The organism is Listeria monocytogenes (assembly GCF_013282665.1).
GTDB classification, from domain to species: domain Bacteria; phylum Bacillota; class Bacilli; order Lactobacillales; family Listeriaceae; genus Listeria; species Listeria monocytogenes_C.
Window position 1 is genome coordinate 326,709 of record NZ_CP054041.1, and the last position, 11,920, is coordinate 338,628.

Consider the following 11,920-nt stretch of genomic DNA (forward strand, 5'->3'; position numbering starts at 1 on the left):
TAAAATGTAGATAAATTACTGTTTTTCTTGCTCCTTAAGTCTTTAAAAATCCGTTTTTAGTTTGATAATAATTGCTTTAACCCAGATAGAATAACTATATTCAAGGTGATATAGTAAGTTTATGGTGGTGGCTAGCTCTTTCAACATGAAAGGGGGATGCCTATGACTTTTTTGTTAGGAATTCCTGGAAAGGATAACCCATGACCGTTTATGAAGCACTCTCTTTTGCAGTCGCTTTTACAACTTTAATGTTGTTACTAAACATTCAAAATAATAAAAAAAAATAACCACTCATAAACTTTGGACGGTTTAGTGGTTATTTTATAACATATTAAACTAGCTGCCACCTTAAATGGGCTTACGTTGGAGGGTCATGTTCTTGCATGGCTCTCTTTCATGCTTATGATACCACATTTCCATTCTTTATGCCAAGTATTCCCAAAGAAGTTTTTCATCCGGTTTATTCATTTTCTTCTATTAATAGTTGCATTTTCCAGTACTGTATCGCGTACATTGTTTTTGCGTCATGAATGCATTGTTGTGCTATTAATTGTTCTGCTTCTTCCGGAGTTACTTTGACTAAATTAATAAATTCATCTGCATCTTGCGCCAAAGGATGATCCATTTTCCGTAGGTCACGCGCTACATAAATATGTAAAAGTTCATTGGCAAATCCAGGTGATGTATAAAAAGAAGTGAGATACGTTAAATCATCGGACTGAAAACCCGTTTCTTCTTCTAGCTCCCGTTTTGCGGTCACGAGTGGATCTTCCCCTGGTTCCATTTTGCCGGCCGGAATTTCGATAATGTTTTTTTCAAGTGGCTTTCGGAATTGCTCTACTAAGTACATTCTTCCATCTGCTGAAAAAGGTATAATTGCCACAGCACCGGGATGCTTGACGATTTCGCGCTTGCTCCTTTCCCCGTTTGGCAACTCCACATCATCTACTTGCAATTCAATAATATTTCCGCTAAAAATCTTTTCTGTATGAAGCGTTTTTTCCTCTAGTGAGTCCATTTCTGCCACCTACTTCTCGTTTTTTTTCATTATAACATAACTAAGTCCGAGTTTAATTTACATCGCACGACTGATAACATCTAATTTCTAAATATGGTATGATAAGAACAAATAAAGGACACTTTCTAAAATATAAAAACCATTCAGCTTGCCTAGTTTTCACTTACAAAATATACTTAAATGGTAGGTTACTTTCCATCAATCTTTATTTTTAGAAAAATTTACTATAAGAAAAGCGGACCTTTTAAACAGGTACTTAAAGGAGAAGATGTATAATGACCGTTTTTAAAAAGATATTAGCATTCACAGGTTCTATATTCCTTGTCATTATTTTGGCTGGTATCCTCACTTCACTACTCCATAGTGGCTTGGTAATTGCAGCAATTGTTATCGCTGTTGCGGCTATCCTATTTTTCTTTTCATCTAAAGCTGGGGACCGTGCGCAAATGATTGCAACTGGATTAACCAAGAAAGAATATAAATATATTCGCACTAACTTAGAAGAAGCTCGTGTGAAAATTATCCGCCTTCAAAAAATCATGACACAAAATAAAGCGTTATATTCTTTCCAAGAGCGCAACAAAACACTTTTACTTACAAAAAGAATTTACGGCATCGTAAAAGATGAACCAAAACGTTTTTATGAAGCAGAAGATTTCTTTTTCTCCCATCTTGATTCTTTAGTGGAGCTAACTGAAAAGTACGCTTTCTTAGAAAAACAACCTGTAAAAGACAAAAAAATCTATCAAACACTTTCTGATACACGCACACTTTTAAATGATTTAAGTCGCGTAATTGAAAAGGATTTATTTACACTTTTGAATCAAGACGTGAACAACCTTGACTTTGAATTAGAAGTAGCAAAAAACTCCATTTCTAAACAGAAAAAGAAATTTGAAAGGGGTACAAAAGATGACCGAGAACAAGCCAAGTGAAGAAACAAATGAATTAAAAGATTTAGTAATTGAGAAAGAATTCAACCAAACGTTAGATGATCTTCTTGCTAACCCATTTGGATCAGACGGCGAAACGGCTGCAAATATTGTAAATAACGAAACAGATGCAGCGCCTCGCCTTGTCGATATGCTTACAGAAACTAATAAAAAACAAGCACTAGAGTTATCTAAACAAATCGAACCTGGAAACCAAGCAGCCATTCTTGGCTACGGAGCTCCAGCGCAAGCCAAACTGCATGACTTTTCTCATTCAATGTTAGCTCATGTACAAAAGCAAGATGTTGGACCAATTGGCGATATTATTAGCGATTTAATGTTTCGTTTACAAGAAGCGGACCCGGATGAACTTGCGGCTCGCAACAAAAACGTCTTCACCAAAATGTTCCACCGAGTAAAACAATCCATCAACGAAATTACTTCTAAATATCAAAAAATTGGTACCCAAATTGACCGCATCGCGTTAAAACTGGAACATTCCAAAAAGCGTTTAATGGAAGATAACTCCTTCCTGGAACAGCTTTATGATAAAAATAAAGATTACTTCCAAGCACTTAATATTTACATTGCTGCTGGAGAACTAAAATTAGAAGAAATTAACACAAAAATGCTCCCAGAACTCCGTAAAAAAGCGGAACAAACTGGCGACCAAATGGATTACCAAGAAGTGAATGACTTAACACAATTCGCTGATCGTCTGGATAAACGAGTATATGATTTACGCTTAAGTCGTCAAATCACTATCCAACAAGCGCCGCAAATTCGCTTAATCCAAAATACAAACCAAGCACTCGCTGAAAAAATCCAGTCTTCCATTATGACTGCGATTCCACTTTGGAAAAACCAAGTAGCTATCGCGCTTACCTTGCTTCGTCAACAACAAGCCGTAGCAGCTCAGCGCCAAGTTTCTGAAACAACGAACGAACTTCTAAAACGAAACGCCGATATGCTAAAAACAAATGCTATCGAAACAGCGCGTGAAAACGAAAGAGGTATTGTGGATATCGAGACACTTAAAGAAACTCAATCTAGCTTGATTGAAACCTTGCAAGAAACACTTAAAATTCAACAAGAAGGCCGTGCTAAACGTGCCGTAGCTGAGAAAGAGCTTGTAACAATGGAACAAGAACTGAAAGAACGTTTACTTGAAATGAAATAATCAAAAAAAGGCTAGCACTTAACCCGTGCTAGCTTTTTTATAGTCCTTCTAAACGTAAATTTTCAAAATAAACGGGTTTTAAATTCGTTACAGTAAGTCCTATCAAACGAATGCTATCTTGTCCTTTGTAGCTTTCTCGTAGAAGTAATGCAGCCGCTTGGTAAATTTGATTCGCATCATTGGTATATTCATTTAAAGTAAGTCGTTTAGTAATTGTGGTAAAGTCACTATAGCGTAATTTTAGTACTACCGTCTTACCATGTTTTTGTAACTTAATGAGACGTTCTTCCACCTTCTTAGCAAAATTCATTAGACTTTGCTCGAGTATGCGATTATCCAATACATTAAATTCAAAAGTCGTTTCTTTTCCTACTGATTTGCGATCACGATGCGGATTCACAATGTTATTCGAACGACCTCGAACCTGTCGATACAACTGATAGCCATGCTTATGCAATTCACGAATAAGATCCCATTCACTCCATTTCTTCAAATCTGCCCCAGTTTCTATTCCAAGGCGATGTAATTTTTCCGCTGTGACTTTCCCTACCCCATAAAATTTAGTCACAGGGATTTGTTCTAAAAAGGCTTCTGCTTCTTCGGGCGCAACTACGGTAATACCAGCAGGTTTCTTAAAGTCGGAAGCAATTTTTGCAATAAATTTATTGAATGATACGCCGGCTGATGCAGTTAATCCAAGCTCACGGTAAATTGTTTGTTGGATATCACGGGCAACCATTGTGGCGGATTTCATTCCTTTTTTATTTTCGGTTACATCCAAATAGGCTTCATCCAAAGAAAGTGGTTCGATAATATCTGTATATCTGGAAAAAATTTCGCGAATTTGACTAGATACTTCTACATAATGCGCCATATTCCCATGAATAAAAATACCATTCGGACAAAGTTTGGCAGCTTGACGAGTAGGCATGGCAGAATGCACACCGTATTTGCGTGCTTCATAAGAACAAGTCGAAACAACACCGCGCTTATTAGGATCCCCACCAATAATCAGTGGCTTCCCGCGAAACTCCGGATGATCGCGTTGTTCTACAGATGCATAAAAAGCGTCCATATCAATATGAATGATTTTCCTACTCGTATCCATAACTGCACCTCCTAAAAAACGAACAAACGTTCCTAATTAATTATATACGCTAACTTAATTAATTACAAGAAAAAAAACACCCTATTTAAGGGTATTTTCTCTAATTCTATTTCTTTAAAAATGCACCTTTGCCAAAAAATTCAATGACTTGAGGCATCACCTGATACAGTCTGGTCGCAATATTCATTACAAAAGGCAAATTAATTTCGCGTCGTTTTGTCCCCATAATTTGCACGGTTTTTCTAGCTACTTTCTCTGGTTGTAGAACTAATTTTCCAACTGTCTCTAAGTAGTTGCCTGATTTATCTGCTACATCGAAAAAGTTCGTTGCAATAGGACCAGGATTTATCGTTGTGACGTTGATTTTATCAGGAATTAGTTCTAAGCGAAGTGCATTAGAAAAGCCCAGCACTGCATATTTTGTTGCGGAATAAACAGTTGACTTTGGTGTGGCTATTTTTGCCGCTTGAGAAGCGATGTTAATAATATGTCCTGCCTTACGTGCTTGCATTTGCGGTAATATAAGTTGCGTTAACTGAATTAACCCAAGCACATTCGTATCGAACATTTTTTCAATCGTTTCAAATGGAATGTCTACTGCATTTTCAAATAAACCAAACCCTGCGCAATTAACTAGTACATCTACTTGATATGTCGTATTTATTTCCGCACTGACTTGCTTTACTTGCTCAAAATCCGTCATATCTAGTGTAAAATAAACAGCCTCTACGGAAAATTGACTACTTATTTCTTTTTGCAAAGCGATTAATTTTTCCGTACTTCTTGCGGTGATAATAACGTTCGCACCTGATGCGGCCACTTGTCTTGTAATTTCTGCACCGAGGCCGCTCGAAGCTCCTGTGATTAGTACCGTTTTATTTTTCAAAAATGGATTCATTTCGTCACTCTCCAATTGGGAAAACAGCTAAGTCATACGCTATTTCTGTATTTTCAAAAACAGATTGTGCTTCTATTAATAATTCTTTACTTGCGTCACGATCATATCTAGAGCTAATGTGCGTTAATATTAATTTTTTGACGTTGGCTTTTTTCGCAAGACTCGCAGCTTGTATTGTGGTCGAATGCATGTATTCTCCTGCCAATTTTTCTTTATCGCCTTCAAATGTAGCTTCGTGTACTAAAATATCAGCATTGAGTGCTAATTCCAGTTCACTGGCTGTCGCTTTCGTGTCACCAAAAATACTTATAATCTTTCCTTTTTGCGGCTCATCAATGTAGTCTTTTCCATTGATGACACTTCCGTCAGCTAATGTGACTGTTTCTCCATTTTTTATTTTTTGGAAAATTGGGCCTGGTTCCACGCCATCATCTATTAATTTATCGGCATTTAATGCACCCGGTTTATCTTTCTCAACGATTCGGTAACCAAAGCTACGTAATCCGTGATCTAATTCGTCCACTGTAATAGAAAACATCTTATCTTCAAAAATTAAACCCGGTTCAATTTCGTTAAAAATAATTTTATATGTCAGCCTTGTACCACTTAATCTTAAGGAAGTTTCTACGTACTCGGTAATGCCAACTGGACCATATATGGTTAAATCTGACTCCCCACCTTGAAAAGAACGGCTACTTAATAAGCCTGGTAAACCAAAAATGTGGTCACCGTGCAAGTGGGTTATAAAGATTTTTTCTAACTTACTAAGCTTAATTGGACTTCGCATGATTTGGTGTTGTGTTGCTTCTCCGCAATCAAATAGCCAAATTGTATTTCGTTCATTTAACATTGAAAGTGCGATGGATGTGACATTACGGCCTCGCGACGGTACGCCTGCTCCAGTTCCTAGAAAAACAAGTTCCATATCTGTTTCATTCCCTTCTCGGTTCGAGTCTTATTTTATCATATTCTTAAACGAACAGGAAATAAACATTTCCATGCTAAAAACCCTTATAATTCAGAAATAACTGTCAAATTAAAAAAATATTCGAACCAAACAGTTGCACAAATGCTTCTTTATGGATAAAATAGTATGGACTAATGAGGAAAATTAATAGCTCATTTAATAAGGCCTTTTTTTGTGGGGTTCTTTTCAAACTAAGAAAACTTTTTCTTAGCAGTTAATTTTTTGCCATTAAGAGAATAAGAAAGAGGGTAAATGACGTATGACAGATGAGTTAGAACAAAAAGCACTGATTACTATTTTTGGCGGTACGGGAGATTTGGCAAATCGCAAACTTTACCCTTCGCTATATCATTTATACAGTAAGGGATCTCTTGGCGACAATTTTGCTGTTATCGGAACGGCACGTCGTGAATGGAGTAATGATTTCTTCCGTGATAAAGTAAAAGAGTCTATCAAAGACATTGACGGTTCCGAAAAAGACGCGGATGCATTTGCTTCTCACTTCTACTATCAATCTCATGATGTGACAAATAAAGAATCTTACGTAACGTTAAAAGATTTGTCTGATGAACTAGATGCAAAATACGAATTAGGTGGTAATCGCCTTTTCTATCTTGCAATGGCACCGAATTTCTTTGGAACGATTGCTAGCCGCATTAAGTCTGAAGGTTTTGTAGATACAGACGGTTTCCATCGTTTAATTATCGAAAAACCATTCGGTCATGATTTAGCTAGTGCGGAAGAATTAAATAATTCGCTTCGTCAAGCTTTCAAGGAAGATGAAATTTATCGTATTGACCATTATTTAGGAAAAGAAATGATCCAAAATATTTCGGTTATTCGTTTTGCAAATTCTATCATTGAATCGCTTTGGAATAATCGTTACATCGATAATATTCAAGTTACTTTAACAGAGGTCCTTGGAGTGGAAGATCGTGGACGCTATTACGATGAAAGTGGCGCACTTCGAGACATGGTTCAAAATCATATTTTACAAATCGTCTCTTTACTTGCAATGGAGCCACCGATTAACTTATCCACTCGCGAAATTCGTCATGAAAAAGTTCGCGCGCTTCGTTCTTTACGCGTTTTTGAAGGAAAAGAAGTGCATCAAAGCTTTATTCGCGGGCAATATGGCCCCGGTGAAGTGGATGGTAAAGAGTTAAAAGGTTATCGTCAAGAAGATAACGTGGACCCTCATTCCAACACAGAAACATTTGTAGCAGGCAAACTTGAAATCGATAATTTCCGCTGGGCTGGCGTACCATTTTACATTCGTACTGGTAAACGTCTTGCGAAGAAAACAACGCAAATTGCGATTCAGTTTAAAGATGTCCCATTAAACTTATTCGGGCAACAACAATCACTTGGTGGTAATGTGCTTGTTATTCATATCCAACCAGACGAAGGTATTACACTTCATTTGAACGTAAAAGAGCCTGGTCAAGGTATGGTTACGATGCCAGTAAACTTAAATTATATTCATTCCTCTCCAGATGGCATGAATACGCCAGAAGCATACGAAAAACTAATTCTAGATTGTCTTCGCGGTGACGCGACTTACTTCTCTCACTGGGATGAAGTATCGCTATCATGGAACTTTATCGACCATGTAGCAGACGTTTGGACAAATACGAAAGATCATTTCCCGAACTACAAATCCGGTTCGATGGGACCAAAAGAAGCAGATGACCTCATTCAACGCGACGGATTCCAGTGGTTCCCAATCGATTAATCAAAAAACCAGAAATATGGCTACTCTAGCCTGTTTCTGGTTTTCTTTGTTTACTTGCAAAAACCCCCACGCATGTTAGAATAGAGAGGAAACTAACTAGTTAAAGGAGCTCATATAATGGCTGAAAATATTGATGACTACTTAGAAAAAGGCATGTATGGGGCAAAAGAAATTAATCCCGCTGAGAAGAAGAAATATCTAGGAACTTACCGCGAACGTGTCTTAGTCGCACTGACAAAAGAAGAAGTTTTGACGCAAGAGTATCTTCCAGAGCTAGAAAAGGCAATACTAGAAAATAGTGACTCCAAGCTACTTTTAAATGGATTACTGCATTATAATTCTTTACGCCCTTATATTAAACTAGCAGAAAAATGTAAACATGAATTTTCGATTGTTAGTCGTTTGGAAGGTGAAACAGATATTTACCTCGTCCTCGCCTGTCAAAAAGCGGTAAACAAGGAAGACATTCATTTATATAAAGAAGCACAAGTAGAACAAGAAGAAGAACCAACCTCGTTACTTGAGAAGGTTCGTAAACTATTTAATTAAGTTTTCCGCTCACTATTTAGGAGGTCGATTTATGCTACACATCATCACAGTGTCACTCGCTATTTTGATGGCGTTACAAACAATCTATTTCTTCATTCGTAGAAATGTCAATATGGGCGTTATGTTTTTACTCATAACAGCTGCACTTCTTTTACTCAGTACGATTTAATGGAATTCCTGTTTCAATAGCTTGTTTTAGATTTTGCTGCATGACGCCGATTCCTGATGCCCCGTCAAGTGGAAAACGAAATGCTTGCTTACCATCCGTGATGCTTGTTAATAACCCTCTGAACTTTTTCCCGCCTAACATCGGAATTGGTTCGGTAGGGTTTATTTGTAGTTTCTGCCACTGCTTCTTTAATTCCTCTAGTTGAATCGTATCCGCACCAGTCCCTTTCATTGTAAAACGAACATCGTATGTTTTTGAAACAACATCGTCCGGTCGTAAAAAACCATATTTGGGAGATAAAATTAAATAATCATCCGCAAATTGCTCGGCATAAGTCTTACTTAAACGATGAAAAGTTCCCGTGTAAACGTCCCTTGCTTTTACTGGACCTATATCTGGTAACTTATCCCATATCTTCGGTTTGCCAGATGCAATAATAATCAGCTTTGTTTGATTGGATATTCCCACATCATCACTCTTCCTTGTTTTTCTTCTGTATCTTTTTCTTCAATATGTACGAAATGATTATGCTGTAAAACGTGAATAGATGGCTCATTTTGCTCGTAACATCTCGCAAATATGCGGTTAATGGCGGGCTGTTCTTCTAGCCAAGCAATCATGCCTATAAGCGCTTCTGACATATATCCTTTATTTTGATAATCTGGGACGATGCTGTAACCAATTTCGATTTCACCCGTTTCGTCCGGATTCCCTTGCCCACCTATTTCACCGATAATTTTATTTTCTTCTTTTAGCACGACTAAGCGTGTCCATTTAATCATTCTATCGTCTTTTTTCACGTTTTCTAACACGTATGGTAAATAAAAAAAGAAATCAATTCCTGGCCAGTCAGGTGACACATGGTATCCACTTGCCTTTTCCAAAGCTTCTGACCCATTAATCGTTGCCTGAATCATTTCCAGTGTGTAGTTAATTAATATTAATCGATCTGTCTCTAAATTATCCACAACAAAAACCCGGCTTTCCTACTAATTTATTACTTTCAATTTAGCAGAATTAGATAGAAGAACGCAACTAATGTGTGATTTTTTATCCGAATTATTAAATAAATAATAGAAAACTATAAAAATAAAACTATTCTGACTATATACTTGACCTTTCATTTTTGAATGCGCTTCCATTTAAGTTATACTTCAAATATAAGACCTGGTACTAATTCCAGCTAAAAGTGTAAGTTGCTTGAATTGTGCAAACTGACGGAAAACTTTCAAAATAACAATTGACAATCGCATGTCAACCATATATATTAAATACTAACATAACATTTCTTGATATTAATTTTTTTCAAAAATGTGCGACTAATCGAAAAAATAAAACCATTTAACGAAGGGGATAATGACTTATGAAAACGACCAAATCAGTCATTACAATTTTATTACTCTAGAAGGACTTTGAGCACTGTAGAAATTTACAGTAGTTTGAGTCCTGTTTACGTTAAATGGGATTCTAGCAAAGCATCCCATTGTTTTCATCATTGGGGTGCTTTTTCTTTAGCTAGATTTCGAGTTTTCAAGCATCGAAAAGCCATTATCAAGCAAGCAGCTACTTAATCATATATAATAATGCCACGCTATTTAGTGAATTCTAAAAATTCAGTGTCGGCAAATAATTCTTAATTAGAAATGGGGTAAAGTCCTATGCGTAGTGACAAAATAAAAAAAGGTGTTGAACAAGCTCCAGCAAGAAGTTTGCTGCATGCTACAGGTCAAATTAAAAGTCCAGGTGATATGGATAAACCATTTATCGCTATTTGTAACTCTTACATTGATATTGTTCCCGGTCATGTTCATTTGCGAGAACTAGCGGATGTAGCTAAAGAAGCTATTAGAGAAGCTGGCGGTATCCCATTTGAATTTAATACGATTGGTGTCGATGACGGCATTGCGATGGGACATATCGGTATGCGCTATTCCCTTCCCTCTCGTGAAGTTATCGCGGATGCAGCAGAAACCGTAATCAATGCGCACTGGTTTGATGGGGTTTTCTACATTCCAAACTGTGACAAAATCACGCCAGGTATGCTTCTCGCTTCTGTTCGTACAAATGTACCTGCTATCTTCTGTTCTGGTGGTCCAATGAAAGCTGGATTATCTGCACACGGAAAAGCACTCACCCTCTCTTCTGTTTTTGAAGCGGTTGGCGCATTTAAAGATGGCAGCATGTCGCAGGAAGATTTTCTTGATATGGAAGCTAATGCGTGTCCGACTTGCGGATCTTGCGCAGGAATGTTTACAGCAAACTCGATGAATTGTTTGATGGAAATCCTAGGTATGGCTGTTCCGGGAAATGGTACAACACTTGCTGTTTCTGACGCACGACGCGACCTTATTAGAGAATCTGCTTTCCACTTAATGGATTTAGTTAAAAAAGATATTCGTCCTCGCGACATTATTACAAAAGATGCCATTGACGATGCTTTCGCGCTAGATATGGCAATGGGTGGTTCGACAAATACCGTATTACATACACTTGCACTTGCAAATGAAGCTGGTATTGAAGATTACGATTTGGAACGTATCAATGATATTGCTAAACGTGTTCCCTACCTTTCCAAAATTGCACCATCCTCTTCTTACTCCATGCATGACGTTCATGAAGCTGGTGGCGTTTCTGCCATCGTTAAAGAACTGGTTGACCTTGGCGGCGCTATTCATCCAGACCGAATCACTGTTACTGGAAAAACGATTCGCGAAAATGTAGCTGATGCAAAAATTAATAATACCGATGTTATTCATCCAAAAGAAAATCCTTACAGCCCTGTTGGCGGACTTTCGATGTTATTCGGTAATATCGCACCAAAAGGAGCCGCTATCAAAGTTGGTGGCGTAGATCCTTCCGTACAAGTATTCAAAGGAGAAGCGATTTGCTTTAGTTCTCATGATGAGGCGGTGGAAGCAATTGATAACCATACCGTTCGCGAGGGGCATGTCGTGGTCATTCGCTACGAAGGTCCAAAAGGCGGCCCGGGAATGCCTGAAATGCTTGCACCAACATCTAGTATTGTTGGTCGAGGTTTAGGAAAAGATGTTGCTTTGATTACAGATGGTCGCTTTTCTGGGGCTACTCGTGGTATCGCAGTTGGCCACATTTCTCCAGAAGCTGCAGCTGGTGGTCCTATCGCCCTTGTTCATGACGGTGATATCATCACGATTGATTTACCAAACCGGACACTGAATGTAGATGTTCCTGATGAGGTTTTAGAAGAACGAAGAAAAGAATTACCGAAATTTAAAGCCAAAGTAAAAACTGGTTATCTTGCAAGATATACTGCTCTAGTAACTAGCGCTCATACTGGCGGCATTTTGCAAATTCCAGAAGATTTAATCGACTAAAAAACGAGGTG

12 protein-coding genes are annotated in these 11,920 nt (G+C 37.8%); 6 read left to right on the forward strand and 6 right to left on the reverse strand.

The features are described 5' to 3' along the window. Positions 1-460 precede the first annotated feature (460 nt). On the reverse strand, positions 461-1,018 hold the full coding sequence (locus HRK21_RS01675) for an NUDIX hydrolase (protein ID WP_070005978.1): 558 nt from the start codon (positions 1,016-1,018) through the stop codon (positions 461-463). A 275-nt stretch (positions 1,019-1,293) separates the two neighbouring features. Here HRK21_RS01675 and HRK21_RS01680 point away from each other — a divergent pair, with 275 nt between their 5' ends. Together HRK21_RS01680 and HRK21_RS01685 are read left to right on the forward strand one after the other, a co-directional pair. Further along, entirely contained in the window at positions 1,294-1,953 is a 660-nt protein-coding gene (locus HRK21_RS01680) for a 5-bromo-4-chloroindolyl phosphate hydrolysis family protein (protein ID WP_003739359.1), read from the forward strand. Then, on the forward strand, positions 1,931-3,130 hold the full coding sequence (locus tag HRK21_RS01685) for a toxic anion resistance protein (protein ID WP_003739360.1): 1,200 nt from the start codon (positions 1,931-1,933) through the stop codon (positions 3,128-3,130). Before HRK21_RS01680 ends, HRK21_RS01685 begins: the two co-directional genes overlap by 23 nt. Before the next feature lie 37 nt (positions 3,131-3,167). On the opposite strand, the gene dinB is transcribed toward HRK21_RS01685, so the two are convergent. The 3 genes from dinB to rnz all read right to left on the reverse strand — a co-directional run bounded on the left by dinB (position 3,168) and on the right by rnz (position 6,061). After that, positions 3,168-4,238: a DNA polymerase IV gene (dinB, locus tag HRK21_RS01690; RefSeq protein WP_070005979.1), complete on the reverse strand. Its 1,071-nt coding sequence runs from the start codon at positions 4,236-4,238 to the stop codon at positions 3,168-3,170. Between the two features lie 106 nt (positions 4,239-4,344). Continuing rightward, positions 4,345-5,136, reverse strand: coding sequence for an SDR family NAD(P)-dependent oxidoreductase (locus HRK21_RS01695; RefSeq protein ID WP_070005980.1), 792 nt, complete (start codon positions 5,134-5,136; stop codon positions 4,345-4,347). Between the two features lie 4 nt (positions 5,137-5,140). Beyond that, a complete protein-coding gene (rnz, locus tag HRK21_RS01700; RefSeq protein WP_003739363.1) occupies positions 5,141-6,061 on the reverse strand; it encodes a ribonuclease Z in 921 nt (306 codons plus the stop codon). Between the two features lie 301 nt (positions 6,062-6,362). On the opposite strand from rnz, the gene zwf reads away from it, so the two are divergent. The 3 genes from zwf (at position 6,363) to HRK21_RS01715 (ending at position 8,556) form a co-directional block, all read left to right on the forward strand. Next, a complete protein-coding gene (gene zwf / locus HRK21_RS01705; protein WP_069887949.1) occupies positions 6,363-7,838 on the forward strand; it encodes a glucose-6-phosphate dehydrogenase in 1,476 nt (491 codons plus the stop codon). A gap of 117 nt (positions 7,839-7,955) precedes the next feature. Continuing rightward, the gene (locus tag HRK21_RS01710; RefSeq protein WP_003739364.1) at positions 7,956-8,387 is read left to right on the forward strand and encodes a YueI family protein; all 432 of its coding nucleotides are present in this window, start codon (positions 7,956-7,958) and stop codon (positions 8,385-8,387) included. A 31-nt stretch (positions 8,388-8,418) separates the two neighbouring features. Continuing rightward, complete coding sequence (locus HRK21_RS01715) at positions 8,419-8,556, forward strand: hypothetical protein (RefSeq protein WP_070005981.1); 138 nt, start codon at positions 8,419-8,421, stop codon at positions 8,554-8,556. On the opposite strand, the gene HRK21_RS01720 is transcribed toward HRK21_RS01715, so the two are convergent. Together HRK21_RS01720 and HRK21_RS01725 are read right to left on the reverse strand one after the other, a co-directional pair. Further along, positions 8,539-9,024: a DUF6884 domain-containing protein gene (locus HRK21_RS01720; RefSeq protein WP_070005982.1), complete on the reverse strand. Its 486-nt coding sequence runs from the start codon at positions 9,022-9,024 to the stop codon at positions 8,539-8,541. The two genes, HRK21_RS01715 and HRK21_RS01720, sit on opposite strands and share 18 nt — an antisense overlap. Continuing rightward, on the reverse strand, positions 8,997-9,524 hold the full coding sequence (locus HRK21_RS01725; protein WP_070005983.1) for a GNAT family N-acetyltransferase: 528 nt from the start codon (positions 9,522-9,524) through the stop codon (positions 8,997-8,999). Before HRK21_RS01725 ends, HRK21_RS01720 begins: the two co-directional genes overlap by 28 nt. A gap of 690 nt (positions 9,525-10,214) precedes the next feature. On the opposite strand from HRK21_RS01725, the gene ilvD reads away from it, so the two are divergent. After that, complete coding sequence (gene ilvD, locus HRK21_RS01730) at positions 10,215-11,909, forward strand: dihydroxy-acid dehydratase (RefSeq protein ID WP_003728794.1); 1,695 nt, start codon at positions 10,215-10,217, stop codon at positions 11,907-11,909. The last annotated feature ends 11 nt before the right edge of the window (positions 11,910-11,920 follow it).